At 68.1% G+C, this 25,120-nt stretch carries 22 protein-coding genes and 1 tRNA gene; 14 read left to right on the plus strand and 9 right to left on the minus strand.

Annotated elements, in window-relative coordinates; genetic code table 11:
- Positions 1–72: 72 nt before the first annotated feature.
- The 6 genes from CFB18_RS08525 to CFB18_RS08550 all read left to right on the plus strand — a co-directional run bounded on the left by CFB18_RS08525 (position 73) and on the right by CFB18_RS08550 (position 3,885).
- On the plus strand, positions 73–876 hold the full coding sequence (locus tag CFB18_RS08525; protein ID WP_088571386.1) for an enoyl-ACP reductase FabI: 804 nt from the start codon (positions 73–75) through the stop codon (positions 874–876).
- Between the two features lie 42 nt (positions 877–918).
- Positions 919–1,326 carry a hypothetical protein gene (locus CFB18_RS08530; RefSeq protein ID WP_088571387.1) on the plus strand — a complete coding sequence of 136 codons (408 nt, stop codon included), beginning with the start codon at positions 919–921 and terminating at the stop codon, positions 1,324–1,326.
- A 2-nt stretch (positions 1,327–1,328) separates the two neighbouring features.
- Positions 1,329–1,403, plus strand: a tRNA-Pro gene (locus CFB18_RS08535).
- 75 nt (positions 1,404–1,478) lie between these two features.
- On the plus strand, positions 1,479–2,180 hold the full coding sequence (locus tag CFB18_RS08540; protein ID WP_143597559.1) for a TVP38/TMEM64 family protein: 702 nt from the start codon (positions 1,479–1,481) through the stop codon (positions 2,178–2,180).
- A gap of 69 nt (positions 2,181–2,249) precedes the next feature.
- On the plus strand, positions 2,250–3,185 hold the full coding sequence (gene mdh / locus CFB18_RS08545; RefSeq protein ID WP_088571389.1) for a malate dehydrogenase: 936 nt from the start codon (positions 2,250–2,252) through the stop codon (positions 3,183–3,185).
- Between the two features lie 4 nt (positions 3,186–3,189).
- Positions 3,190–3,885, plus strand: coding sequence for a hypothetical protein (locus tag CFB18_RS08550; RefSeq protein ID WP_088571390.1), 696 nt, complete (start codon positions 3,190–3,192; stop codon positions 3,883–3,885).
- A 2-nt stretch (positions 3,886–3,887) separates the two neighbouring features.
- Here CFB18_RS08550 and mutS read toward each other — a convergent pair whose 3' ends face one another.
- The 3 genes from mutS to CFB18_RS08565 form a co-directional block, all read right to left on the minus strand.
- Entirely contained in the window at positions 3,888–6,518 is a 2,631-nt protein-coding gene (gene mutS / locus CFB18_RS08555) for a DNA mismatch repair protein MutS (RefSeq protein WP_088571391.1), read from the minus strand.
- 171 nt (positions 6,519–6,689) lie between these two features.
- Positions 6,690–7,358 carry a lytic transglycosylase domain-containing protein gene (locus CFB18_RS08560; protein ID WP_088571392.1) on the minus strand — a complete coding sequence of 223 codons (669 nt, stop codon included), beginning with the start codon at positions 7,356–7,358 and terminating at the stop codon, positions 6,690–6,692.
- Between the two features lie 13 nt (positions 7,359–7,371).
- On the minus strand, positions 7,372–8,109 hold the full coding sequence (locus CFB18_RS08565; RefSeq protein WP_088571393.1) for a hypothetical protein: 738 nt from the start codon (positions 8,107–8,109) through the stop codon (positions 7,372–7,374).
- Between the two features lie 199 nt (positions 8,110–8,308).
- On the opposite strand from CFB18_RS08565, the gene CFB18_RS08570 reads away from it, so the two are divergent.
- The 5 genes from CFB18_RS08570 (at position 8,309) to CFB18_RS08590 (ending at position 12,191) form a co-directional block, all read left to right on the plus strand.
- Positions 8,309–8,572: a hypothetical protein gene (locus CFB18_RS08570; RefSeq protein ID WP_088571394.1), complete on the plus strand. Its 264-nt coding sequence runs from the start codon at positions 8,309–8,311 to the stop codon at positions 8,570–8,572.
- A gap of 91 nt (positions 8,573–8,663) precedes the next feature.
- On the plus strand, positions 8,664–9,596 hold the full coding sequence (locus CFB18_RS08575; protein ID WP_200808139.1) for a GNAT family N-acetyltransferase: 933 nt from the start codon (positions 8,664–8,666) through the stop codon (positions 9,594–9,596).
- A gap of 7 nt (positions 9,597–9,603) precedes the next feature.
- Positions 9,604–10,620 (plus strand): GNAT family N-acetyltransferase, encoded by a 1,017-nt coding sequence (locus CFB18_RS08580; RefSeq protein ID WP_088571395.1) that lies wholly within the window; start codon positions 9,604–9,606, stop codon positions 10,618–10,620.
- Positions 10,621–10,692: 72 nt separating this feature from the next.
- Positions 10,693–11,184 (plus strand): adenosine-specific kinase, encoded by a 492-nt coding sequence (locus CFB18_RS08585; protein WP_088571396.1) that lies wholly within the window; start codon positions 10,693–10,695, stop codon positions 11,182–11,184.
- An 89-nt stretch (positions 11,185–11,273) separates the two neighbouring features.
- A complete protein-coding gene (locus CFB18_RS08590; RefSeq protein WP_143597560.1) occupies positions 11,274–12,191 on the plus strand; it encodes an alkaline phosphatase family protein in 918 nt (305 codons plus the stop codon).
- Between the two features lie 17 nt (positions 12,192–12,208).
- Here the strand turns inward: CFB18_RS08590 and polX are convergent, their stop codons facing one another.
- From polX to CFB18_RS08610, 4 genes are all read right to left on the minus strand, one after another.
- Positions 12,209–13,972: a DNA polymerase/3'-5' exonuclease PolX gene (polX, locus tag CFB18_RS08595; RefSeq protein WP_088571398.1), complete on the minus strand. Its 1,764-nt coding sequence runs from the start codon at positions 13,970–13,972 to the stop codon at positions 12,209–12,211.
- Between the two features lie 340 nt (positions 13,973–14,312).
- The gene (locus CFB18_RS08600; protein WP_407084006.1) at positions 14,313–18,236 is read right to left on the minus strand and encodes a DNA-directed RNA polymerase subunit beta; all 3,924 of its coding nucleotides are present in this window, start codon (positions 18,234–18,236) and stop codon (positions 14,313–14,315) included.
- Between the two features lie 375 nt (positions 18,237–18,611).
- Positions 18,612–19,214, minus strand: coding sequence for a metallophosphoesterase family protein (locus CFB18_RS08605; protein ID WP_088571399.1), 603 nt, complete (start codon positions 19,212–19,214; stop codon positions 18,612–18,614).
- Between the two features lie 16 nt (positions 19,215–19,230).
- Entirely contained in the window at positions 19,231–20,064 is an 834-nt protein-coding gene (locus CFB18_RS08610; RefSeq protein WP_088571400.1) for an alpha/beta hydrolase, read from the minus strand.
- A gap of 81 nt (positions 20,065–20,145) precedes the next feature.
- Between CFB18_RS08610 and CFB18_RS08615 the strand changes: the two genes are divergently transcribed.
- Positions 20,146–20,904, plus strand: a complete 759-nt coding sequence (locus CFB18_RS08615) for a ubiquinone/menaquinone biosynthesis methyltransferase (protein ID WP_088571401.1) — start codon at positions 20,146–20,148, stop codon at positions 20,902–20,904.
- On the opposite strand, the gene CFB18_RS08620 is transcribed toward CFB18_RS08615, so the two are convergent.
- Positions 20,844–21,623, minus strand: coding sequence for a PIG-L deacetylase family protein (locus CFB18_RS08620; RefSeq protein WP_159461657.1), 780 nt, complete (start codon positions 21,621–21,623; stop codon positions 20,844–20,846). The two genes, CFB18_RS08615 and CFB18_RS08620, sit on opposite strands and share 61 nt — an antisense overlap.
- Before the next feature lie 261 nt (positions 21,624–21,884).
- On the opposite strand from CFB18_RS08620, the gene CFB18_RS08625 reads away from it, so the two are divergent.
- Positions 21,885–23,243 (plus strand): PQQ-dependent sugar dehydrogenase, encoded by a 1,359-nt coding sequence (locus CFB18_RS08625; RefSeq protein WP_200808140.1) that lies wholly within the window; start codon positions 21,885–21,887, stop codon positions 23,241–23,243.
- Here CFB18_RS08625 and CFB18_RS08630 read toward each other — a convergent pair.
- Complete coding sequence (locus tag CFB18_RS08630; protein WP_159461658.1) at positions 23,228–24,097, minus strand: tRNA (adenine-N1)-methyltransferase; 870 nt, start codon at positions 24,095–24,097, stop codon at positions 23,228–23,230. The two genes, CFB18_RS08625 and CFB18_RS08630, sit on opposite strands and share 16 nt — an antisense overlap.
- 564 nt (positions 24,098–24,661) lie before the next feature.
- Here CFB18_RS08630 and CFB18_RS15310 point away from each other — a divergent pair.
- Entirely contained in the window at positions 24,662–25,048 is a 387-nt protein-coding gene (locus CFB18_RS15310; RefSeq protein WP_088571404.1) for a hypothetical protein, read from the plus strand.
- Positions 25,049–25,120 lie beyond the last annotated feature (72 nt).

Here is a 25,120-nt window from a genome sequence, read left to right on the forward strand (position 1 = left end):
GCCGCCGGCGGCCGCGCTGCCGTCAGGGCCTCTATAATTGGATGCGCATCACCTCTTCGAGGGAGGCCTCCAATGGGGCTGCTGGATGGGAAGATCGCCTTGATCTTCGGGGTGGCGAACGACCACTCCATCGCCTGGGGCATCGCCAAGGCGATGCATGCGGAGGGGGCCACCCTGGCCTTCTCCTACGCCGGGCCGGCCCTGGAGCGACGGGTGCGCCCCCTGGCGGAGAGCGTGGGGGCGTCCTTCATCGAGCCGTGCGACTTGAGCGATGACGACCAGATCACCGCTCTCTTCGAGAAATACCGCCAGGCCTACGACCGGCTGGACATCCTGGTCCACGCCGTGGCCTTCGCGAAGCGGGAGGAGCTGAGCGGACCGTATTACCTGACCTCCCGCGAAGGGTTCCGCGTCGCCATGGACGTGAGCGTGTATTCCTTCACCGCCCTGGCCCGGGAGGCCGCGCCCCTGATGAAGAACGGCGGGGCGCTGCTCACCCTGACCTACTACGGCTCGGAGAAGGTGGTCCCGCACTACAACGTGATGGGCGTGGCCAAGGCCGCCCTGGAGGCCTCGGTCCGTTACCTGGCCTATGACCTGGGGCCGAAGGGCATCCGGGTCAACGCCATCTCCGCCGGCCCGATCCGCACCCTGGCGGCGACCGGCATCCCGGGGTTCCGCTCCCTCTACAGCCTGTTCCGGGAGATCGTCCCCCTGCGGCGCAATGTCACCATTGATGACGTGGGGGCATTGGCCGCCTGGCTGTGCAGCGACCGGGCGGCCGCCATCACCGGCGAGGTGATCTTCGTCGACGCCGGGTATCACATCCTCGGCGTCACCGAGCGCCTGGTGGAGGAGCCGGCGGAGGCCCGTTGACGGATCATCACCGCCCGGAGGCGAAGCGGAGGGAACGATCCCATGGGTTTCTGGAAGCGTTCGACGGCTTCTCGGGAAGCGCCTCTCTCCCCGGAGGCCCGGCGCCAGCGGTTGTGGGAGCGGGCGATGGGCCGCCTCCGGCCAACCCTGCCCTCGGATTCCCCCTCCTGGGTCCTGGGCGAGGCCTACGACGTGGAGAACGCCTTGGTCTGGTTCGACGTGGTGATGCGGGTCGGCTCGGGGTGGGTGCGGCGGCGCTATCGCTACGACGGCGAGGTGGATGTGCTCTACTTCAGCGGTGAGGTCCCCTTCCCGGAGGCCGAACTGGACCGGCTGCCCCCGGAGCGGATGGTCTGGCCCGCTGGTTCCCTCCTCCGCCCGGCTTCCGCCGGCCTCGAAGAGCGCCCCAGGCTTGCCGGATCCCAGGGAGAAGGCTATAATTGGAAATAGATCGGGACGTGGCGCAGCCAGGTTAGCGCACTGCAATGGGGTTGCAGGGGTCGGCGGTTCAAATCCGCCCGTCCCGACTGCGGGGGGTGGTCCGATGGGGCCACCCCCCGCGTGTTCCCAGCCCCCGTCCCTTGCCCGCGTGGAGGATTCGAGTGTCCCGCCTGCTTCCTCGCGGACCCCGAGTCGGCCTGTGGTTGCGGGGCGCAGGGCTCATCGCCCTGGCCGCCGGCGGCCTCCTCCTCTTCCCCCATCTGTGGCCCATGGTGACCGAGCGGGAGCGGCTGGAGGCATGGCTGGCGGCCAACCGGGCGACGGGAGCCTTCCTCCTCATCGGATTGAACGCCCTGCAGGTGATCCTCGCGCCGTTGCCGGGGGCGTTGCTGGGGTGGATCAGCGGCTACTGGTTCGGGCCCTGGTGGGGATCCCTGGTCACCTGGATCGGGGTCAGCCTGGGAAACGGCCTCACCATGGCCGTGGCCCGTATCCTGGGCCGCCCGCTGCTCCTGGCCGGGCTTCCGGCCCATCGGCTGGAACGGATGGATCGTCTGCTCCGGCGCTACGGATTGGTCCTCATCCTAATCGTCTTCCTGCTGCCCTTCACACCGGACGATCTCCTGGCGTGGGCCGTCGGGCTTTCTCCGCTCCCCCTCGGCCCCGCCTTCGCCGTGAGCACCCTCGCCCGTCTGGTCCACGTGCTGATCGCCAACGCCATTGGGGCCTATCTGCGCTCCGGGGATCTGCTCTGGCTGGGGATGGTCGCCGCCCTCAGCCTCGGGGCCCTCGCCTTAGCGTGGCGGCTGGCGACGGCCGCCCGCCTCCCCCTCTCCGCCCTCTACGACGATCGCCCGGGATGACGGTCCCTAGATCCCAAAATTCGGCTATAATCTTCGTGAAGGGTTTTACAATCCGAAGGAGGAATCCCCATGCGCCCCAAGATCACGATTGTCGGTGCGGGGAACGTGGGCGCCACGACGGCCCACTGGCTGGCGGAGCGGGAGCTCGGGGACATCGTGCTGGTGGACATCCCCCAGACCGAAGGCATGCCGAAAGGGAAAGCCCTCGACCTCATGCAGGCCGGCCCCATCGTCGGCTACAACACCCGCCTCATCGGGACCACGGACTACGAGCCGACGGCGAACTCCGACATCGTGGTCATCACCGCCGGTGTCCCTCGTAAACCCGGGATGAGCCGGGAGGACCTGGTCAACGTCAACGCCAACATCATCCGGGATGTGATCAGCAAAGCGGTCCCTCTCTCCCCGAACGCGATCTACATCGTGGTGACCAACCCGCTGGACACCATGACCTACCTGGCCTACAAGCTCTCCGGCCTCCCCCGGGAGCGGGTCATCGGGCAGGCCGGGATCCTGGACAGCGCCCGGATGCGCACCTTCATCGCCATGGAGCTGGACGTGGCGGTGGAGAACGTCCAGGCCATGGTGCTGGGCGGACACGGGGACGAAATGGTCCCGATGGTGCGCTTCACCACTGTGGCCGGCATCCCCATCTCCATGCTGCTCCCCAAGGAGAAGATCGACGCCATCGTTGACCGCACCCGCAAGGGCGGCGGGGAGATCGTGAGCTTGCTCAAGACGGGGAGCGCCTACTACGCCCCCGGCGCGGCGGTGGCCCAGATGGTGGAGGCCATCCTCAAGGACCAGAAGCTGATCGTCCCCTGCTCGGTGTATCTGCAGGGCGAATACGGCCTCCACGACATCTGCTTCGGGGTCCCGGTGAAGCTGGGCCGCAAGGGCGTGGAGCAGATCATCGAGCTGCCCCTCAACGAGGAGGAGCGCGCCATGCTCGAGCGGTCGGTCCAGCTCATCCGCAACACCATGGCCGCCCTCCAGCCCGCCTGAGGCGATGCTCCGGCTGCCGGCCTTGGCCACCCTTCGGGCGGGGCGGATCCTCCTGTGGGGGGTTGCCCCGCCTTTCTCGTCAGAAGCGCTTCGGGGGATCCTTTTACGCCGCGGGGAGGAGATCCTCGCCCCCGGCCCCGTGGAGGTCGCTTTTGCTTTCCCCGAGTGGACTCAGCCCCGGCGGGTAATCCCCCATCAGGTCCGTATGGAACGGGGCGGGGTGATCCGGGCCCCGTGGGTGACCCTCTGGCTGGTCCGCTTCGGCTATGAGGAGCCCCGGGCCGAGCTGGCGGGGATGACGCCGGAAGGGGAGCGGGTGGAGCTCCTGGTGCGGGACCTGGACCTGGATGCGGTGGAGGCCTACGTCGCGGCGCCGACCTGGCAACGTTGCGCAGGGGGAGTGTGGGTGGAGGCCGGGCCCGCTCTGCAGATCCGCCCGGATCCGGAAGCGGACTGGGCGGCCGCTTGGCTGGAGCGGATGCTCCCCCCGCCGGTTGCCCGGGCCCTGGAGGGGCTGCGCCAGGAGGCCGTCCGGCGGGGGATGCCCTGGCCGGTCCTGTATCGGGCCCGGGAGAGCCGTTTCGACGGAGAGAGCCGTCGGCAGATTGAGGAGATGATCCTTCTGGCCCGCGCCCTCCGCCGGCATCGGCTGACTCTTCCCCAGCTGGAGGCCCTCGCGGAGGCGCCACTGGATCTGTAAGGTCAGCGAGGCTCCCCTCGGAGGGACAGGAGCTGGCGCCATCGCGTCTGGAACTCGTTCAGGACCAGGAGGGCCTGCAACGGGGTTATGTTGACCAGATCCAGCCCGAGGAGCTCCTGCAGCAGGCGGTAGGCCTCCTCGAACTCCCGGGGGAGGGCGGGGGGCTGCTCCGGCCGGGCGGCTGGAAGCTCCGGGCCGCGCCGGGCGCCCTCGAGCTCCGCGAGGATCTGCTGCGCCCGCCGGATCACCCAGTCCGGCAGGCCGGCCAGGCGGGCTACATGGATCCCGTAGGACTTGTCCGCCGCCCCTGGCACCACCCGCCGCAGGAACACCACCTGATCCCCCACCTCCCGCACCGCCATCGTCATATTGATAGCTCCTTCCAGCCGCTCCGCCAGCCGGGTCAGCTCGTGATAATGCGTCGCGAAGAGGGTCCGGGCCTGCACCTCATCGTGGAGGGCCTCGGCCACCGCCCAGGCCAGGCTCATCCCATCATAGGTGCTGGTCCCCCGCCCCACCTCGTCCAGGATCACCAGAGAGCGGGGGGTGGCGTGGTGGAGGATGTAGGCGGTCTCCATCATCTCCGCCATGAAGGTGGAGATCCCGGCGGTGATGTCGTCGCTGGCCCCTACCCGGGCGAAGAGACGATCCACCACCCCGATGCGGGCGGAGCGGGCAGGCACGAAGGAGCCCATCTGAGCCATGAGGGCGATGAGGGCCACCTGCCGGATATAGACGGATTTGCCGCTCAGGTTGGGACCAGTGAGGATGATCAGGCGGCAGGCGTGGCTGAGCTCCGCGTCGTTGGGCACGAAGGGCTCGCCGGGCGGGAGACAACGCTCGACCATGGGATGGCGGCCCTCCCGGATCTCAATGCGATCGCTCTCCTCCACGATGGGGCGCGTGTAGCCGTAGCGGGCGGCGGCCTCCGCCAGGGCCTGGTAGACGTCCAGCTCGGCCAGATGGCGGGCCACCCCCTGCAGGCGCTCGATGTGCTCGGCGACCTTCCCCCGAATCTCCACGAAGAGCTCATATTCCAGGTCCTCGATGCGCTCCCGGGTGGCCAGGATCTGCGTCTCCCGGGCCTTGAGCTCCGGGGTGACGAACCGCTCGGCGTGGGTGATGGTGGCCCGCCGCTCGTAATCGGCAGGCACCTGGTTGGCCTTCGATCGAGGGACTTCGATGAAGAACCCGAAGATCTCGTTGTAACGGACGCGGAGGCTGTCGATGCCGGTGCGGGCCCGCTCCCGCTGCTCCAGCTCCGCCAGCCAACGCCGGCCCTCCTCCTCCGCCCGACGCAATCGGTCCAGCTCCTCGTGATAGCCGGGCTTGATCAGGCCGCCCTCCCGCAACAAGATGGGGGGATCGTCCACAATGGCCCGGTCGATCAGCGAGACCACCTCCACGCATGGATCCAGGGCGTCCCGCAGGGCCTGCAGGCGGGCGGATTGAGCCCACAGCAGCCGGCTTCGGATCTGCGGGATCCGCTGCAGCGTCCGCTTGAGGGCCACCAGGTCCCGGGCGTTGGCGTTGCCGAAGCCGATGCGGCCCACCAGCCGCTCCACGTCGTAAAGGCCGTCCAGCAGCCGCCGCAGGTCTTGGCGCAGCAGCCCATCCCGCACCAGCTCCTCCACGGCGTCCAGGCGCATCCGGATGGCCTCAATATCCACCAGGGGCTGGAGGAGCCAGCGGCGCAGCAGTCGCGCCCCCATGGCGGTGGCCGTGTGGTTGAGGACGGCGAACAGGCTCCCCTCCGTCCGGCGCTCCCGGATGGTCTCGGTGAGCTCCAGGTTGCGCCGGGTGATGGGATCCAGCCCCATGAAGGCATCCCGATGATAGGTGCTGAGGTGGCGCAGGTGGCGGAGGTCGGAGATCTGGGAGGATTTCACGTAGTGGAGGGCGGCGCCGGCGGCGGCGATGGCCCAGGGCAACCCCTCGCAGCCGAAGGGCTGTAGGGAGGCCACCCCGAAATGTTCCAGGAGGGATCGACGGGCCTGCTCCGGGTCGAAGGCCGCGTCGGCCACCGGGGAGATGCGGACGGTGCGCTCCCCTTTCAGGCGGGCGACCCAGGCCTCCTCCCGCGCGCGGGATTCCGGGAGCACCAGCTCGGCCGGGCTCAGGCGGGCCAGCTCCTCCATCAGAGCCTGCTCCGCCTCCGGGCCCTCCAGCTGGGTGGTGAAGAACTCCCCGGTGGAGAGATCCATGGCCGCCAGGCCGAAGGCCCGGCCGTCGGGGGAGGGGGCGACGGCCGCCAGGTAGTTCTCCAGTCGGTCCCGGAGCAGCGCCTCCTCCACCACCGTGCCCGGGGTGATCACCCGCACCACGTCCCGCTTGACCAGGCGCTTGACCTTCTTGGGATCCTCGAGCTGCTCGACAATGGCGACCTTATAGCCCTTGGCGATGAGCTTGCCGATGTAAGAGGTGACGTGGTGGGCCGGGACCCCGGCCATGGGGAGGCGGATGTCCTTGGAGAAGGCACGGGAGGTGAGGGCCAGCTCCAGCTCCCGAGCGGCGATCTTCGCGTCCTCCTCGAACATCTCGTAGAAATCGCCCAGCCGGAACATGACGATGGCGTCGGGGAAGCGGGCCTTGATGCGGCGATACTGGGCCAGCATGGGGGTCTCCGCGCTCATCCCTCCTCACCTCCTGCCCGTCCCTCTCAGCGGCGATGCCTATGGATCTTGAGGTCGCTCATTCGCGAACGGTTCCGCCTTTAACTATATGCGGAAGCCGGTTCGCCGGGAAGAATCCGGGCGGAATCGGAGGGCGAGCGGCCCGCTTCCCTCGCTTCCCCGGGGAGGAGCTCACCGAATCGAGCGCCGGGCGGCCTGTTGGCACAGGCTGCGCCCGCCGGCCTCCAGCCACTCCTGGAGCCGGGCGCTCTGGGCCCGCCCCCGGCGGGCGTCCTCATAGATGCCGAGGCCCCAGTAGACGTAGCGGCGGGTCTCCGCGCTCCACCGCCCCGGCTGGCCGATCACCGAATGCCCCCCGTTGTAGCCGGCCAGGGCATGGGCCACATCCCCCTCGGCCTTTCGCAACGCCTCCGCCAGATAGGCGAGGCCGGCCCGGGCGTTGGTCTCTGGATCCAGGGGGTCCTCCCCGATCCCGAAGTGGAAGGGCATCACCTGGAAGAGGCCCAGGGCCCCGCTGCGGGAGCGGGCCTGCGGATCCCCACAGGACTCGATCTGCATCACCGTGGCCACCAGATTGGGATCCAGACCGTAAGCCCGGGCCCAAGCTCGGATGCGATCCGACCAGCGCTGCACCTCCGGCGTGAAGAGGGGCGCCAGGCCCTCCGGGGCCTCCGGAGCCGGGACAGGAGCCCGCGCGGCGCGCTCCAGGACGGCGGTCTCCTCGGGATGGAGCGAAAGGGCCACCACCCCGGCGAGGGGCAGCAGCAAAGAAGCTGCTAGGATCGCCACCCCCAGCGGCAGCCCCTGGCTCACCCAACGCTGCGCCCGAATCGCCTGCATCCGCGCGCTCCTCTCACGGATGCTTCATTCGGGAGCTCCACTCGTGCTGCGCCCGCGGACCGGACTCCACCAGGCGCGGCCCCGTGCTGGCCGTCGAGGCCGCCTCCGCCTCCTCGGCCGCCCGGCTCGTTTCCTGCTCCGCCCAGGTCTGCAAGCGGAGGCCGAGCTGGCGCAGCACGGGCAACAGGAGGCCCATCATCGTGCTGACCAGCAGCACCCGACCGGTCCAGACCAGGAAGGCGATGGCCGTCGGGATGTAGGGCCCCACGGACTGGAAGAGGGAGGCCGCGCGGGACGTCCCTCCCGCGCCGGGCTGGGCCAAGGGCGAGGCCATCAGGGCCAGGGTCACCGCCCACCACTTCAGGAGGGCGTTGGCCCCCGAGGCGAGCAACCAGGCCACCAGCACATACCAGAACCCCGGCTTCTCCCGCTCGCTGGGGAGCGAGAGGTAGAGCAGGCCCGAGAGATCCACCAGCCACAGCCCCAGCGCCAGCAACACCGCCCAGGACAACCCATCGGCCATCAGGTTCCCGAAGAAGACCGTAAGGGCATACTGGGAGGCGGAGTAGTTGAACCACTCCAGGGCCAGCCAGCCCCCGGCCATCATCAGCCCGACCACGAGCGGCACCCCCAGCCCGATCTCCATGGGCTCTTCCATCCCTTCCGGAGCCGCCGCCTTCCCCGCCTCCTCACGACCCGGCGAAAGACCCTGGCGCTCCGGCAGAACGCTCACCCACCGATGCCAGGCCATGGAGTCCTCCTTTAGAACATTTGTTCTAATCGTCGCTTTCATCTTAACGCCTCCCGTGCGCGGCGTCAAGACCCCGGCCCCGGCTGCTCCCCCGGGTTCGACAGCGGCGGCGATCCGCGGGACAATGGAGGAGCGCAACGCCGCCGCGCCTCTTATGGCCATGGATCGCCCGACGCTGTGAAGCGAGGAGCCCATGTCGATGTCCGAAGAGACCGTGCTGTTCTGCGAACGGATCGCTTGCCGGGCCCACAAAGGGGTGCGGGTGCGCCGGACGCGCCTAGAGGAATGGGTCGTGGGAGCCACGGAGGAAGCCCCCGGTTTCGTCGAGAGCGGGATCTCCCCCCTCTGCCCCTTCTGCGGAGGCCCGCTCCTGTGGCCCTCGGAGCGCGCCGAAGGGACCGCGCCGGCCTCCCGGGAGGAGATGGAGGGGCTGGCCCTCTGGCTCCCCGCCCTCCCGGACTGATCCTTCCACATCTGTCCCGACCCCATACTCCTGCGTGTTACAATGTGGAATGAGGTAATCGCGCTTCGCTGCCCGACGGAGGGGCGATCGGATGGAGATCGAGATCCGACCGCTGCGCACGCTGGAGGAGATCGAGGCCTGCATCGAGCTCCAGCGCCGGATCTGGGGCTCAGAGGATCTGGACGTGGTGCCCGCCCACGTGCTGATCACGGCCGCGCACAACGGCGGGGTGCTCCTGGGCGCTTTCGCCGGGGGGCAGCTGGTGGGCTTCGTCTTCGGCTTCCTGGGGACCGACGAGCGTCGCGGCCGGGAGGCCCCCGCCGCTGTCAAGCTCAAGCACTGCTCGCACCAGCTGGGGGTGCTCCCCGAATGGCAGGACAAAGGCGTCGGCTACCAGCTCAAGCTGGCGCAGCGAGAAGCAGTCCGCAACCAGGGCCTCCGCCTGATCACCTGGACCTATGATCCCCTGGAGAGCCGCAACGCCTACTTCAACATCGCCAAGCTGGGCGCGGTGTGCAACACCTACCTGCGCAACGTCTACGGCGAGCTGCATGATGCCCTGAACCGGGGCCTGCCCACAGACCGCTTCCAGGTGGACTGGTATATCGCCAGCCGGCGGGTGGCCACCCGGCTCCGCCAGGGCCACTACGCCCTCTCGCGGGCCCTCTTCGAGCAAGCCGGCGCGGTCCTGGTCAACCCGTGTCGCTTCGATGATCGCGGGCTCCCCATCCCTCCTGAAACCTTCCAGACCCCCGACGTCGCCTTCTGGCTGGTGGAGATCCCTCACCGATTCCAGGAAGTCAAGCGTCAGGATCCCGGCCTGGCCCGCGCCTGGCGCTTCCACACCCGGGAGCTCTTCGAGACCGCCTTCGCCCTCGGCTACCTGGTCGTGGACTTCGTCCGCGAGCAGGAGCCCGGCGGACCCCCCCGCAGCTTCTACGCCCTGGTCCGGGCGCACCTGACGGGAACGGAGCCCTGGAGCATCTTCGCCCGGGACCTCGTCGACCTTCGGGACGCGGAGTGAGGAACGCATGCAAATGTGCATCTTCCACGACATCGCAGCCTTCGAGGAGCTGGCTCATCCGTGGCAGGATCTGCTCGGGCGATCGCCCGGGGCTTCCCCTTTCATGCGCCCGACCTGGCTGCGGACCTGGTGGGAGCACTTCGGGGAGGGGGAGCTATACCTGGTCACGTTCGAAGCGGAAGGCCGGTTGGTGGGCCTGATCCCGCTGCGACGGATCGCCCGGGACGGCCGGTGGATCCTGGAGACCTTCGGCGAGGAGGTCACCGATTACCTGGACCCGCTGGTGGAGCCCGGGTGGGAGGAAACGGTGATCCACGCGCTCCTGGCCTGGTTGACCCGGCCGGAGGCACCCGGATGGGACACCCTCCTCCTCTGGAACATTCGGGAGGATTCGATCCTCTTCCCCCTGTGGCCCGGAGCCGCTGCCGCCCATGGCCTGACGGTCCACAGCGAGCGGCTGACCATCTGCCCGATGCTCCCCTTGCCTCCGACCTGGGACGCCTACCTGCAGATGCTGGATCGCAAGGACCGCCATGAGCTGCGGCGCAAGATCCGCCGCCTGGAGGCCGTGGGGAACGTTCGCTGGTATCTCCTGCGGGAGGACGGCCCGGAGGCGGAGGGGGCCATCGAGGCGTTCCTGGCGCTGATGGCGGCAAGCAACCCGGAGAAAGCCGCCTTCCTGCACGAACGGATGCAGGCGTTCTTCCGCCGCGTGATCCGTCAGGGGCTGCGGGAGGGCTGGGCCCGTCTCTCGTTTCTGGAGATCGAGGGGGAGAAGGCCGCCACTTACCTGGACTTCGAGGATCGGGATCGGATATGGCTGTATAATGCCGGGCTCAATCCTCGCTACGCCGCGCTGAGCCCGGGCGTGGTCCTGCTGGCCTACCTGATCCGCCAGGCCATCGAGCAGGGCAAGCGGGTCTTCGATTTCCTGCGGGGCGACGAGCCCTATAAATTCCGCTTCGGGGCCCGGGAGGTGCCCCTTCACCGAATCCGGATCGCGCGCGACCGCGCGGCGGGGTGACCGGAAAGGCCCGCCCCGGTGCCCTGAAGGCGGGAAACTCAGGATCCCATCCCATCGCGCAGGAGGTGCCCCATGGCGCTCGAGCTCAAGGTGGTGCCCATCGAGAAGCCGGAGGAGCTCAACGTCATCCTGGGCCAGAGCCACTTCATCAAGACCGTGGAGGACATCCACGAGGCCCTGGTCAACACCGTCCCGGGGATCCGGTTCGGCCTGGCTTTCTGCGAGTCCTCCGGGCCGGCCCTCGTCCGCGCCAGCGGGACCGATCCAGAGTTGGTGGAGATCGCCAAGAAGAACGCCCTGGCTGTCGGCGCCGGCCACTTCTTCATCGTGGTGTTGGGCAAGGGCTACTACCCCATCAACGTCCTCAACGCCATCAAGATGGTCCCCGAGGTCTGTCACATCTACGCCGCCTCCGCCAACCCCATGCAGGTCATCGTCGCCGAGACCGAACAGGGCCGCGGGATCCTGGGAGTGATCGATGGGGTGGCCACTCGCGGGATCGAGACGGAGGCCGACGTGGCCCACCGCAAGGAGTTCCTGCGCCGCATCGGCTACAAGATGTAAGGCGCAACGAGGGAAGGGCCGGGGCGGCGGGGGACCCTCCCCCGGATCCCGATGACCAGGGGCGATAACGGCCGGCGAAGATGGGATCCGTGGTGCTGGTTTTCCTGGACGGCGTAGGGCTGGGGGAGGCGGACGGTCGGAACCCCCTTTTCGACCCGGGCCTGCCCCGGCTGCGCGCCCGGTTGGGTCGGGCGCTGGTGCGCGGCTGTGCAGGGGAGGGTGGAGACCTCCTGTGCCGTGAGCTGGACGCCACCCTGGGCGTGCCGGGGCTCCCCCAGAGCGCCACCGGGCAGACTGCCCTCTTCACCGGCCTGAACGCCCCGGCCCGCATCGGCGGCCACCGGACCGGCTACCCTTCCTCCGATCTCATCGCGATGCTGAAGGAGCACAGCCTGTTCGTCCGGGCGCGCGCCGCCGGTTTCCGTCCCACCTTCGCCAACGCCTACTCCGAGCTCTACTGGGAGCTGGTCGCCCAGCGGCGGCTCCGGCCCTCCGTGACCACCTGGATGAACCGGCTGGCGGGCCTCCCTTTCCGGACCTTCGAGGACCTGATGGCAGGGCGGGCGCTGCTCTGGGACATCACCCATACCTTCGCCGGGGAATGGGCGCGCCGCCATCGCCGTCCGTTCCCGGAGCTTCCGCCCGTCGAGCCGGAGGAGGCGGCGCGCCGCCTGCTGCGCCTGCTCGGGGAGGCGGATCTCGTGCTCTTCGAAAGCTTCCTCACGGATCTCGTGGGCCACCGGCACCTGCCCCCCGAGCCGGTCCTCGAGGTGCTGGATCGTTTCCTGGGCGCGTTGCTCGCCGACCGGCCGCCCGAGGCCACCCTCATCGTGACCAGCGATCACGGCAACATGGAAGACCTGACCACACGGCTGCATACCGAGAACCCGGTCCCCCTCCTTGTCGCCGGGCCTGGGGCCGCCGTCTTCCGGGAGGCGACCTCCCTCCTGGACCTCACCCCGGGGATCCTGAAAATCCTGGGCGCTGTTCGCGAAGGGCCGGAATGAGGAAAGAGGCGGGAGGATCAGGACCTCCGCCGCACCCGCCCGGGTTTCTCGTGGGCCCAGCGCAGCAGCCGCTCCAGGGGCCAGGTGTTGGCGATGCGATCCGGCGTGGCCCAGGCCCGCCGGGCCACCGCCACGCCGAAGTGGATCAGGTCCAGCTCCCCCGGGCTGTGGGCATCCGTGCTGATGACCAGATAACCGCCCAGCTCCAGGGCCCGCCGCGCCAGCGCGTCCGGCAGATCCAATCGGGCGGGGTTGGCATTGATCTCCAGCAGGGTCCCCGTCTCCGCCGCCGCCCGCAGGATGGCCTCCCAATCCGCGTCCGCCCCCTCCCGCTCCCCCAGCAGCCGGCCGGTGGGATGGGCGATGATGTGCACGTGGGGATGGTGGATCGCCGCCAGGAAACGGGCGGTCACCCGCTCCCGGTCCTGCCGCAGGCCGGTGTGGACGGAGGCCACCACCAGGTCCAGGGAGGCGAGCACCTCGTCCGGGTAGTCCAGGCGGCCGTCGGCCCGGATCTCTACCTCAGCCCCGTGGAGGATGCGGAAGCCGTCCCCCAGCTCGGCGTTGACCGACTCCACCTCCCGACGCTGCTCCCGCAACCGCTCCGGGGTCAACCCCCGGGCCACCCCCAGGCTCTGGGAGTGATCCGTGAGCAGCATGTAACGGTAGCCCTTCGCCTTCGCCGCCCGGGCCATATCGCGGATGGAAGCCTGCCCGTCGCTCCAGGTGCTGTGCACCTGCAGATCCCCCTGGAGGTCCTCGATCGTCACCAGGCGGGGGAGGCGGCCCTCCAGAGCGGCCTCGATCTCCCCTCGGCCCTCCCGCAGCTCCGGCGGGATGTAGGCGAGGCCCAGACGCTCGTAGACTTCCTCCTCGGTGGCGCAGAGGAGCTCCTCGCCGCTCTCCACCCGGGTGAGGGCGTATTCGCTGAGGCTGTAGCCCCGCCGGAGCGCGTGCTCCCGCAGCTGGATGTTGTGCTGCTGGCTTCCCGTGAAATACTGCAGGGCCGTGCCCCAGCGGGCCGCTTCGATCACCCGCAGATCGGCCTGCAGCCCGTTCCGCAGGCGGACGCTGGATTTGGTGGAGCCTTTGAGGAGCACCGTCTCCACGATGGGCAACGTGGTGAAGCGCTCCATCACCGCCTCGGGGTCCTCCGCCGCGACCAGGAAGTCCAGGTCGCCGATGGTCTCCTTCATGCGGCGGAAGGAGCCGGCGGCCGCCAGGCGCTGCACCCCCGGGACCTCGTGGAGGGCCCGGAGGATCTCCTGGGCCAGGGGCCAGGCGGCGCCCAGGGGCACCCGCCCGGCGATCTTGCGGCGCCTGACGGCTTCGATGCCGGCGAGGATCTTGCTCTCCAGCTTGGCCCCGAAGCCGGGCAGATCCCGCAGCTTCCCCGCCCGGGCGGCCTGCTCCAGCTCCTCCACCGTGGTGATCCCCAGCTTCTCCCAGACCGTTTTGATGCGCTTGGGCCCCATGTCGGGGATCTGACGCATCTCCAGCAGGCCGGAAGGGATCTCCGCCTTCAGGCGTTCGTAGAGCTCGAGGCGGCCGGTGCGGAGCAGCTGGTCGATCTTCTCCTCGATGGCCTCGCCCACGCCGGGGATGGTGCGCAACGCCCCTTCCTGCCAGAGATCATAGATGTCCCGTCCCAGGGCGGCGATGTTCTCCGCCGCCCTCCGGTAGGCCATCACCTTGTAAGGGATCTCCCCCTGGATCTCCAGCATGTCGGCGATGTGCTCGAAGATCTCCGCGATCTCCTGATTGGTGAACCGTCGGGCCATCTCCCCTTCCTCCTGCGATCCCACGGGGACAGCGCATTCGCCTCTCCTCTCACATCTTATCAAAAAGTCAAAGAGCCTTCTCAGGGCCGCCCACGAGGGCCCCGGACGTATCTAACCTGGATAGGCCGGGGGCCCGCGATACAATTTCCAGGATCCACGGCCATCCAGACGACCCGGGGATGCCGGAACGGCCTGTCGGGCGCTGCCGCGGGGCTTTCATACATTCAAACTCGGGGCTAAAGCCCCTCCTACAGAAACAAAATGCGGGACAGGCAACCCTGCACCTGTCCCGCATCGGAAGGCCTCCCCTCGAGGAGCGCGCTCCGCCCAGGCCACCGGCTCACGCTGGGGTTTCCCCATCCCCCTCGGGGGCCAGGTCCAGCAGGCCCAGAGGCAGGCGGGGCAGCTTCGGCTTCTCCTCTTCCCGGCCGAAGCGGATGACCTCGCCGGAGTCGGTGATGGCCTCCACGGCCACGGCCAGGGATTGGAGCTCCTTGACCAGGACCTTGAAGGAGGCGGGCAGGCCGGGCTCCTCGATCTTCTGGCCCTTCACGATGGCCTCGTAGGTCTTGACGCGGCCCTGAACGTCGTCGGACTTCACCGTGAGCATCTCCTGGAGGGTGTAAGCCGCGCCATAGGCCTCCAGAGCCCAGACCTCCATCTCGCCGAAGCGCTGCCCGCCGAACTGCGCCTTGCCGCCCAGAGGCTGCTGGGTGATCAGGGAGTAGGGGCCGGTGGACCGGGCGTGCACCTTGTCCTCCACCAGGTGGGCCAGCTTCATCATGTAGATGACGCCCACCGTCACCGGCCGGTCGAAGGGCTCCCCGGTCTTGCCATCGTAGAGGATCATCTTGCCCAGGATGGGCATCGGCTGGCCGGTCTCGAGCATCACCTCGGTCGCCCGCCGGCGGACCTCCGAATCGGGGATGTCCCGGGTGTCCACGCCCAGGCGCTCCATCCACAGCCGCAGCCCCACCAGGATGGCCCGCTCGTCGGCTTTGCGGCGCTCCTCCGGCGGGCGGGGATCATCCTCGAAGACCAGGAGGGTGTCGGGATCGTAGCCCCGGTCGCGCAGCCACTCCCGCAGGCAGCTGCGGCGGGCGTAAACCTCATCGGTGGCCAGGCGATCCACATCGTAGCCGCGGGCGCCCAGGATCGCCGAGAGGTAGAGGAGGCGCGCCTCGTCGTCGTCGCGGAGCTCCGAGAGGTTATACCCCTGGGCTTGCAACCAGCTCCAGCACTGCCGGCGCGCGTCCTCCCAGGCGGTGTCGATCATCCAGGCCCGGGCCAGCTCCGCCTCGATTTCCTGCTCGTCGGCCCCGTCGAACACCGGGGTGATGGCCCGGAAGCCCAGGCGCGAGGCGGCCCAGCCCAGATGGGTCTCCAGCAGCTGCCCGATGTTCATCCGGCTGGGCACCCCCAGGGGGTTGAGGATGATGTCCACCGGCGTGCCGTCGGGCAGGAAGGGCATATCCTCGATGGGGACCACTTTGGAGATCACGCCCTTGTTGCCGTGGCGGCCGGCCATCTTGTCGCCCTCGGTGATCTTGCGCCATTGGGCCACCGAGACCCGCACCACCGTGTTCACCCCGGCGGGGAGCTCCCGGTATTCGTCCCGGGAGAAGACCTTCACGTCCACCACCTTGCCGTGCTCCCCATGGGGCATGCGGAGGGAGGAGTCCTTCACATCGTGGGCCTTCTCCCCGAAGATGGCCCGCAGCAACCGCTCCTCGGGGGTCATCTCCCGCTCCCCCTTGGGCGTGACCTTGCCCACCAGGATGTCGCCGGGGCCCACCACCGCGCCGATGCGGACGATGCCCTTCTCATCCAGATCCCGCAGCTGCTCCTCGCCGACGTTGGGGATGTCGCGGGTGATCTCCTCCGGCCCCAGCTTGGTCTCCCGGGCCTCCGCCTCATGCTTTTCGATGTGGATCGAGGAGTAAATATCCTCCCGGACCAGGCGCTCGCTGATCACGATGGCATCCTCGAAGACCTGGCCCTCCCATGAGAGAAAAGCCACCACCAGATTGCGGCCCAGGGCCAGCATCCCCTGATCGGTGCTGCTGGAGTCGGCGATCACCTGGCCCTTCTTCACCTTCTGGCCCTTGAAGACCAGCGGGCGCTGGTGGATGCAGGTGCTCTGATTGGAGCGCTGGAATCGCCGCAGCGGATAGCGATACAGCTTCCGGTTGGTCCCCCGGATCACGATCTCATCGGCGGTGGCCTGGACCACCTCCCCGTCGACCTCGGAGAGGAGGACGTGCCCGGAATCCCGCGCGGCCACCCGCTCCATCCCGGTGGCCACGATGGGCGCCTCCGGCCGCAGCAGGGGCACCGCCTGGCGCTGCATGTTAGAGCCCATCAGGGCCCGGTTGGCGTCATCGTGCTCCAGGAAGGGAATTAAGGAGGCGGAGACGCCCACGATCTGCCGCGGCGCCACGTCCATGTAATCCACCCGCTCGGGGATCTCCATCAGGAACTTGCCCATATGGCGGACGGGGACGCGGGCCTGCAGGAAATGCCCCTTCTCGTCCAGCGCCACGTTGGCCTGGGCGATGACGTAGCGCTCCTCCTCGTCCGCCGTGAGGTAGACGATCTCCCCGGTCACGAAGGGGCGGACTTTGATCTCCTGGAGGGGGAGACGGGCGATCCGCTTCGCCAGAGCAGCGTCCACCTCCGTCCCGGCGGGGGCGATCACCTGGCCGGTGGCCGGATCCACCACATCCTCCCGCAGGATCCGCCCGGCCAGCGCCTCGGGCTGGTTGGGGACCGCCCGGACCACCTTCCGGTAAGGGGTTTCGATGAAGCCGTATTCGTTCACCCGGCTGTAGATGGCCAGGCGGCCGATCAGGCCGATGTTGGGCCCCTCGGGCGTCTCAATCGGGCAGATCCGCCCGTAGTGGCTCAGATGGACGTCGCGGACCTCGAAGCCCGCCCGCTCCCGCCGCAGCCCGCCGGGGCCGAGGGCGGAGAGGGTGCGCTTGTGGGTGAGCTCCGCCAGGGGGTTGGTCTGGTCCATGAACTGGGAGAGCTGGCTGGAGCCGAAGAACTCCCGCAGGGCGGCCACCACCGGACGGATGTTGATCAGCTGCAGCGGGGTGACCGTGGCCGGGTCCGCGATGCTCATCCGCTCCTGGATCACCCGCTCCATCCGGCGCAGCCCCACCCGCATCTTGGCCTGGATCAGCTCCCCGACTGTGCGCACCCGGCGGTTGCCCAGGTGATCCATATCGTCCGGCGGGCGCAGCCCGTTGTTGATGCGGATGACCTCCTTCAGGATGGCGATGATGTCCTGCTTGGTGATGGTGCGATGGTGGATGGGGATGGCGAGCTCCAGCCGGCGGTTGAGCTTGTAACGGCCCACCCGGTGCAGATCGTATCGGTGCGGGTCGAAAAGCTGAGAGACCACGAAGGAGTGGGCGTTCTCCAGGGTGGGCGGGTCGCCCGGGCGCATCCGGCGGAAGAACTCAATCAGGGCCTCCTGAGCCAGAGTGCGTCCCTCTCGGGGCTCCAGGCGGCCCTCCTGCCGGATGGTGCTCAGGATGAAGGGATGATCCGGATGGGTGTCCACGTCCTTGAAGAGCTCCAGCAGCTCCTCATCTGTCCCCTCCGTCAGGACGCGGCTGATCCCATCGTCGGTCGCCGCCAGGGCTCGCAGGAAGAGGGTGACTGGCACCGTGCGACGACGGTTGAAGCGGAGGATGATCAGATCGTTCCGGCGCGTCTCGAACTCCAGCCACACCCCGCGGTCCGGGATCAGCTTGGCCATGGCCAGGGGGCGGCCCAGGGAGGGATCCTCCTCCTTATCGAAGTAGACGCCCGGGGAGCGGATCAGCTGGGAGACCACCACCCGCTCGGTGCCGTTGTAAATGAACGTCCCGTTGCGGGTCATCCAGGGGATCTCCCCGAAGAACACGTCCTTCACCATGGGCTCCCGCCCGGCCACGATCAGGGCCACCTGGACCCACATCCCGCGGCCGTAGGTGAGATCCCGTTCCAGACACTCCAGCTCGCTGTATTTCGGCTCGTCGAACCAGTAGCGCAGCTTGAGCTGGCGGGCCACCGGGTTGTCGCCCGGGAAATACAGGCGCATCTGGCCGTTGAGGCTCTCGATGGGCGAGATCTCATCGAAGAGCTCCTTGAGGCCCTCCTCGATGAACCACTGGAACGAGCGGTGCTGGATCTCGATGAGGTTCGGCGGCTCCAGGAGCTCCGGGATATGCGCGTAGCGCTTCTCGCCGCTTGTCCGGATCATCAGGATCATTCCCTCCTTCAGGTTTCCCCGGGATTCGGGGGCCGGGTTGAGGTGCGTCGGGCGCCGGGACGCAGCGCCTGAGGCTCCGATCGAGGCGCATCGAACACGTCGGGGATCTCCCCGACGCCTCAGAACCTGATCCCTCTGGCGGTCTCAGGGCGGACAGGCACGCCGCCCCTCATCCAGAGGACCACCATCTGCCCTTCCCGAAGGGCGTTGCCGGATTCCACACCACCTCCCGCGGCCCCGAAGGGCCGCTCCGGTGTTCCAGAGATCGCAAACGTAAAGTTTACCGGCAGAAGGCAGATCTGTCAAATCCAGGGCCGGCCTGCCGGCCTCTGCGGATCGATCGCCCCCGCCCGCCTCTCCGGGGGAGAGGCGGGCTCAGGCTCCGAACTCATCCGGGGAGGGCTCCAGGGGAAGCATATAAGACCGGGCGTTCCCGGAGGTCAGGTCGATCCATTCATAGCGCGCCTCCTCCGGCCGCACGTGGAGGAGGCCCACCGACGGCCCCGGCTGGACGTAGTAATCCGGCGCCACCGGGCCCGGGTTCAGCAGCCAAACCCCGTTCACCCGAACCAGGTGGGGCCGATGGGTGTGTCCGGAGACAATGAGATGGACCGGCTCGGGGAAGGCGGAGCGAGCGTAGCGCAGGTAGCGGATGGGCTCGAAGCCCAGGGTGGACTCCCGGATCTTGTTCCGCAGGTAAACGGCCCATCCTCCATGGCCGTGGACCAAGCCGATGCGGACGCCGTTGACCTCCACCACTTCCCGCCAGGGCAGGGAGAGCCCTAAATCAGCGTTCCCCCGGACCGCAACCACCGGGGCCAGGCGGGCCAGCGCCTCCAGCACCGGCCAGCGGTTCAGATCCCCGGCGTGCAGGATCAGATGCACCCCCTGAAAAACCTCCGCCACCTGTGGCGGCAGGGCGGGCAGGCGCTGCGGCACGTGGGTGTCCGCGATCAGGCCGACAGTCATCGTCCGCATGAGAGTCTCCGGTTCCTCAAGACTGGGGGAGGCGCTCCGTGCTGGCCACGCGCCGGATGAAGCGGGCGATCTGTTCAAAGGCCTCCTCGCGCTCCACGTCCTCCGGGATCACGTGGCCGCTCCGGATCAACCAGTGGATGGTCTTGTCCGCGCTCCCCAGCCGGTGGTAAATCATCCATCCCTGATCCGGCGGGACCGTGCGGTCCGCGTAGGAGTAAATGAGCAGCGTCGGGCAGCGCACCTGCGGCAGGCCGGACGTGGCCGCGCGGAGGACCCGGAGCAGCTCCTCAACGGCCGAGAGCGGATATCGGGAGTAGGAGACGTGCTCCCTATGGACTTCTGGATCTCGGAGATCCGAAGGGTCCTTGCCGGCATATGGGAACAGGCGCTTGAGCAGCCAGAGGAAACGCAGACGGACGTCCCGGATCCGATAGGGCGAGGCCATCACGATGAGGCCGTCGGGCGGACGCCGGGTGGCCTCATAGAGGACCAGGAGGCCGCCCAGGGAAAGGCCGCACAGGAACACCCGAGTACAGCGTTCCCGCAGGAGGTCCGCCCCCCGCGCCACCGCCTCCACCCAGTCCCGCCATGTCACCCGTTCCAGATCCTCCGGCCGGGTCCCGTGGCCAGGGAGCCGGATCCCCAGCACGGTCATCCCATTCTCGGCCAGAAATCGGCCCAGCCCGCGCATCTCCTGAGGGGCTCCGGTGAACCCATGGACCAGCAACACGCCGATGGGGCCGCCGGCGAAAGCGAAGGGCTCTCCGCCCGGTCGCAGGGGCCCTTCCCCGGGCCGCGGCGCCCAGAGCTCCAGCCATCCTTTAATTTCCTCTTCACGAAAGGGAGCCATCGAGCCTCCGCGCACGAAGCGCAGCCGAATCCTATCTCCCTGTTGTTTTCCAGCTTATCATGAACCTGAGGAGGCGATTGGATGACCGCGGATCGACCCCAGCAGGTCCGGGCGATGTTCGCCCGCATTGCCCATCGCTATGACCTGATGAACCGACTGATGACCGGCGGCCTGGATCTGCGCTGGCGCCGCGAAGCCATCCGGGCCTGCGCGCTGTCGGACCATGCCCGGGTGCTGGATGTGGGGACCGGGACCGGTGATCTGGCCGCCGAGGTGTTGCGGCAGCATCCGGAGGCGCTGGCGGTGGGCTGCGATTTCACCCTCCCGATGATGCGCCAGGGACGGACCCGACCGGGGCGCCAGCGGATCCACTGGGTGGGCGGGGATGCGCTGCGCCTTCCCTTCCCGGATGACTGCTTCGATGCGGCGGTCTCCGGCTTCGTGATGCGCAACGTGGCCGACCTCCACCTCGCCTTCCGGGAGCAGGCCCGCGTCGTCCGCCCGGGCGGGCGGGTCGTCTGCCTGGAGGCCGTCCGGCCGCCGGAGCGCTGGTGGGCCCCGCTTTACCGGTTCTACTTCCACCGCCTGGTCCCGTTGCTGGGGGCGCTGGTGGCGGGAGACCGCGCCGCCTACACTTACCTGCCCCAGTCCGTGGCGGGCTTCCTCCGTCTGGAGGAGCTGGCGGAGGCGATGCGCCAGGCCGGCCTGATCGTGGAGGCCACCCGCACGTTCATGCTGGGGACGGTGGCCCTGGTGATCGGGCGCAAGCCCTCACCGTCTCACGTGGGCGGGAACCAGAACCGCTCCGCCGGGGTCCCCTCGCCGACCCGAAGGGCATAGGCTCGGATGCGCTCCAGGATTTCTTCCTCATTGAGGAAAAAGATGGGCCACTGGGAACGATAAGCGCGGATCGCCGCCGCTTTCATCCGGAGGTCCTCCTCGCCCAGCGCCACCCGGCATGGCTGCCACCCGGGAAGGCCGGCGAAGGGCTCGGTCTCCGCGTAGGGGAAATCCTCATAGAACCCCAGCCGGATTCCAGTCCGGGAAAGGCCTTCCACAGCGGCTCGGACCAGACGGTGATCCACATGCCCACCCAGGGCGAGGGGTGCCAGGAGAAGGTCCCCCTCCCCCCAGGGGAGAGCGTCCAGGGCTTCCCGGATCCGTTCGATCCACGGCGCCTCATCGGGATGGATGGGGCGGAAAAGGTCCTCCCGGCCCTGACAGAGGGGCTGACCTCGGGCGTCCCGGCGATAAATGACATCCGGGAGGTCCCAGTGAATGGCCTGGGCGCCGAGCATGTCCAGCGCCTCCCGATCCTCCGCGCGCCGCATGGCCATGGCCTGTTCCCCGCCGCCCCACAGGGTGTGCAACGCCTGAGCGAAAGAAGGGAGAGGATCCCGGGGATCCCCGGCGAAGACCGTGATCACCTTCACCGGGATGCCGGCCCGGGCCCTCCGGTAGAGGGTTCCCCCACAGGAGAGGACCGCATCATCCAGATGAGGAGAGAGCACCCAGAGCGCTCCTTTCTCCCCCGGATTCAGAAGCCTGACATCGTTCACCACCATCCACCTCGTTCAGGATTCGGGAACCCGAGCCACAGGCCCCGGTTGATTCGTTGATTCTAAGAAGAGCGAGGCGCGCAAGCTCATGATAATATGAGCCCAACGAACCGCCCGGGCTTCGCTCCCTATCCCCGCAAGTCTCCAGGGAGCAGCGTTGGGGCGCGAGGGAAACGAAGGAACGCTTTGAAAAGGCCTGATCTCACCGAGGGAATCGCGGGGGCTGTGCTTGCCCCGTTCCCGGAAACCGGAGGGACCTGTATGCCGGCCCATTCTGCTGGTCGTTCGACCTACCTCCTTGCCTTGCTGCTGATCGGCCTGCTGAGCGCCTGCGGGACAAGTCTGTCGGGCGCGACAGCCTTCCCTGCGACGATGAAAACGCCATCTGCTCCGGAGGTTTCCGCCTCCACAACAGCCTCGCCCTCCACCACCCTGTTTCTCCCTCTGGTGACCCGAGGGATTCTTCCTCCGCCCGATGAGGCGAGCCGGCGCATCCGGGTGCCCCCTGGCTTTGCGATCCGTATCTTCGCCGAAGGGCTGAACGGAAAGGCCCGCATGATGGCTTTCGGACCGGACGGAGCCCTTTACCTTACCCTGATGAGTGCCGGGCAAATCGTGCGCCTGCCGGACCGCAATGGGGATGGTCGGGCGGACCGGGTGGAGGTGGTGGCCGAGGGGCTCGCTCTGCCCCATGGCATCGAGTGGTTGGGCGAATGGCTCTACGTAGCGGAAGGGGATCGGATCGAGCGGTTGCGGGATGGGGATGGCGATGGGCGTCTGGAAATCCGGGAGCTGGTGACCGACAACATCCCGCCTGCCCGTGGGCATGTCAGCCGGACCCTCCATTTCGGCCCGGATGGGAAGCTATATGTGAGCGCTGGATCCTCCTGTAACATCTGCGAGGAAGATGATCCTCGACGCGCCGCGATCCTTCGCTTTAACCCGGATGGGACGATCCCGGCGGACAACCCGCTGGCGGCTGATCCGGATCCCCGACGCCGCCCCCTCTGGGCCTGGGGGCTCCGCAACAGCGTGGACTTCATGTGGACGCCGGGAGGACAGCTGTGGGCGGATCATAACGGAAGCGACGGCCTGGGAGACGATTTGCCCCCTGAAGAGGTGATCATCGCCGTCCTCCCGGCTCGTCATCACGGCTGGCCGTATTGCTACACTCCCGGGCTGGGCCCGAACCTCCCCCCCGCATCCCGTATGGAGGTCCAGGATCCCCGCATGCCGCTTCCCCTGGGGTTCACCTGCGAGCAGGCAGTTCCTGCGCTGTTCACCGATCTCGCTCACAGCGCTCCTCTGGGGATGGAGCCTGGCAGCTCGTCCGCGTTCCCCCTTGAGTATCGGGATGATCTCTTCATCGCCTATCACGGGTCATGGAACACCACGCTCGCCAGCGCCCGGGACTGCAAGGTGCAGCGGATCGTGGTGGAGAACGGCCAGCCCATCCGCAGCGAGGAGTTCGCGAACGGATGGCGGGCGCCCGGGAAAATGTGTGGAGACCCGGCCACATGGGGGCGCCCGGTAGACGTCCTTTTCGGGCCGGACGGGGCCATGTATATCTCCGATGATCACGGAGGGCGGGTCTATCGCGTGGTCTACACCGGCCCTTGAAAGGCTTCGTGCGGTTCTTCCTTCTCCTCCTCTTCGAGAGCGGAGGGAAGCGTGCCCTCCTCCGTAGCCAGGGGCTCCAGGAGGCGGCGGGCGAAGATCAGAAATCCGGTGTGGGCGACCATGCGGTCGGCCGGACGGAAACGCCAGCCCACGGCGTGATAGGGGCGCAGGAGGACCTCCACCGTCTCGATGAAGCCGAAGCCGTGCGCCGGGAGGGCCTCCAGGAGGCGGATGACCTGGTTGGCGGTGGGGAGGATCGCGCCGAAGAAGCCGCCGCTCCGCAAAGCGGCCGCCGCCTGGGGGAGATACGCCCACGGCTCCGGCAGATCCAGGAACAGGGCATCGGCCTCCGTCTCCTCGAAGCCCTCCGCGATGTCCCGCAGGCGCCAGGTGACCATCTCCGCCAAGCCCACCCGCTCCAGGTTGCGGCGGGCCAGGGCCTGCATCTCGGGACGCACCTCATAGGTGATCACCCGCCCCAGGGGCCAGACCGCCTGGGCCAGGGCCAGGGTCAGCCCTCCGCTCCCGGTGCCCGCCTCCAGGATCAGGCGGCCGGGGCGGACCGCCAGCTTCAGCAGGATGTAGCCGATGTCCTTGGGGTAGAGGATCTGGGTCTGTCGGGGAAGGTAACGGATCAGCTCCTCTGTGGAGGGCTCCAGCAGGTAGAAGGGCTCCCCCCGGTGGGAACGCACCACGCTCCCCCAGGGCCGGCCGATGCAATCCTCATGAGCCACCACCCCTCGATGGGTGTGCAGGCGTCCGCCCGGCTCCAGCCGGACCAGGAACGGCTTCCCCCGGGCGTCCAGGAGCAGGGCCAGATCGCCGGGTTTCGCCGCCTTAGAGGGCTCCTGCATCCCTGTTCCCCCCATCCGCTCAGGATCCACACGCGCACCCCTTAAGGATCGCCGCACTCCGGAAGGCCAGCAAGTTCGGAACCCATCCTCGCCCGGGCAAGGGGGGCCGTTCCCTCTCAGCGGGTCCAGCCTCCCAAAAGGAGCGAATCCCGCCGATTCCATCCCCGCGTCAGAGCGGCTTTCGCCGTGACCTGCCGTGGGATCGAAGACAGGGGTTCAGGGTAGAAGCCCCCCACGTGAGCCGAAATTCATTTCAGCATCCATAGGAGCCGCGACCCGTGGCTTTCGCCGCGACCTGGGCCTCGCGAGATCGAGAGACGGAGGATCAGATCGGAAGCCCTTGTGGCCGGCTGCAGGCTGAAATTCATCCCAACCCCTGCCATCCCCAACGGCATCCTCACTCTGTTCCATACACAACAATATTGTGATATATAGAACAAATTGCGCCAAAAGATGGGCGCTGCGGTTCTTGACATGAAGGTTTCCCCCGATTACAATATGAGCGATCATTGTTTCAGTGGGCGCAGGAGCCTGAAGCGGGACAGTCCGGATGGGAGGGCCTGGATGCGGCGGCCCCTGCGGGTGGAAGTGATCGCCTACGCGCCCACGGCGTTTTACCACTGTCTCCACTGCGAGCTGGTCTGGCAGCAGGCCGGCGTGGGTCCGGTTCTGCATGCGGAGCAGCTGGCCTCCGGCCTCCCCGAGGACCTCCAGCAAGCCTACCGCGATCTGGCAGCGTGGATCGCCCGGCTGATGGCGACCTACTGCGATCAGATCACGGTGAAGGTGATCGATGCTGTCTCCCTGGAGGGGTGGTGGAAGTCTCTGCGTTACGGCGCCCGCCGCTACCCGGCCGTGATCGTGGAGGGCCAGGTGTTTGCGGACGGGGACCTCGCGGGGGCGGAGGCGGCCATCGCCCGGCATCTGAGCGCCCCGCAGGCGACAGCCTGAACCCCGGCTGTCGCCTGCTGTTTTTCAAAGCGGGCGACGCGTTCCCGATCCTGCGGAAGGAGGTGCAATGGG

The sequence above is a fragment of the Thermoflexus hugenholtzii JAD2 genome (genome assembly GCF_900187885.1).
GTDB lineage: Bacteria > Chloroflexota > Anaerolineae > Thermoflexales > Thermoflexaceae > Thermoflexus > Thermoflexus hugenholtzii.

Bases quoted from the DNA above. Each gene is read 5' to 3' on its own strand.
- CFB18_RS08525 (WP_088571386.1), top strand. From the start codon at position 73: ATGGGGCTGCTGGATGGGAAGATCGCCTTGATCTTCGGGGTGGCGAAC.
- CFB18_RS08530 (WP_088571387.1), top strand. From the start codon at position 919: ATGGGTTTCTGGAAGCGTTCGACGGCTTCTCGGGAAGCGCCTCTCTCC.
- mdh (WP_088571389.1), top strand. From the start codon at position 2,250: ATGCGCCCCAAGATCACGATTGTCGGTGCGGGGAACGTGGGCGCCACG.
- CFB18_RS08550 (WP_088571390.1), top strand. From the start codon at position 3,190: ATGCTCCGGCTGCCGGCCTTGGCCACCCTTCGGGCGGGGCGGATCCTC.
- mutS (WP_088571391.1), bottom strand. From the start codon at position 6,518: ATGAGCGCGGAGACCCCCATGCTGGCCCAGTATCGCCGCATCAAGGCC.
- CFB18_RS08560 (WP_088571392.1), bottom strand. From the start codon at position 7,358: ATGCAGGCGATTCGGGCGCAGCGTTGGGTGAGCCAGGGGCTGCCGCTG.
- CFB18_RS08565 (WP_088571393.1), bottom strand. From the start codon at position 8,109: ATGGCCTGGCATCGGTGGGTGAGCGTTCTGCCGGAGCGCCAGGGTCTT.
- CFB18_RS08570 (WP_088571394.1), top strand. From the start codon at position 8,309: ATGTCCGAAGAGACCGTGCTGTTCTGCGAACGGATCGCTTGCCGGGCC.
- CFB18_RS08575 (WP_200808139.1), top strand. From the start codon at position 8,664: ATGGAGATCGAGATCCGACCGCTGCGCACGCTGGAGGAGATCGAGGCC.
- CFB18_RS08580 (WP_088571395.1), top strand. From the start codon at position 9,604: ATGCAAATGTGCATCTTCCACGACATCGCAGCCTTCGAGGAGCTGGCT.
- CFB18_RS08585 (WP_088571396.1), top strand. From the start codon at position 10,693: ATGGCGCTCGAGCTCAAGGTGGTGCCCATCGAGAAGCCGGAGGAGCTC.
- polX (WP_088571398.1), bottom strand. From the start codon at position 13,972: ATGGCCCGACGGTTCACCAATCAGGAGATCGCGGAGATCTTCGAGCAC.
- CFB18_RS08600 (WP_407084006.1), bottom strand. From the start codon at position 18,236: ATGATCCTGATGATCCGGACAAGCGGCGAGAAGCGCTACGCGCATATC.
- CFB18_RS08605 (WP_088571399.1), bottom strand. From the start codon at position 19,214: ATGCGGACGATGACTGTCGGCCTGATCGCGGACACCCACGTGCCGCAG.
- CFB18_RS08610 (WP_088571400.1), bottom strand. From the start codon at position 20,064: ATGGCTCCCTTTCGTGAAGAGGAAATTAAAGGATGGCTGGAGCTCTGG.
- CFB18_RS08615 (WP_088571401.1), top strand. From the start codon at position 20,146: ATGACCGCGGATCGACCCCAGCAGGTCCGGGCGATGTTCGCCCGCATT.
- CFB18_RS08625 (WP_200808140.1), top strand. From the start codon at position 21,885: ATGCCGGCCCATTCTGCTGGTCGTTCGACCTACCTCCTTGCCTTGCTG.
- CFB18_RS08630 (WP_159461658.1), bottom strand. From the start codon at position 24,097: ATGCAGGAGCCCTCTAAGGCGGCGAAACCCGGCGATCTGGCCCTGCTC.
- CFB18_RS15310 (WP_088571404.1), top strand. From the start codon at position 24,662: ATGCGGCGGCCCCTGCGGGTGGAAGTGATCGCCTACGCGCCCACGGCG.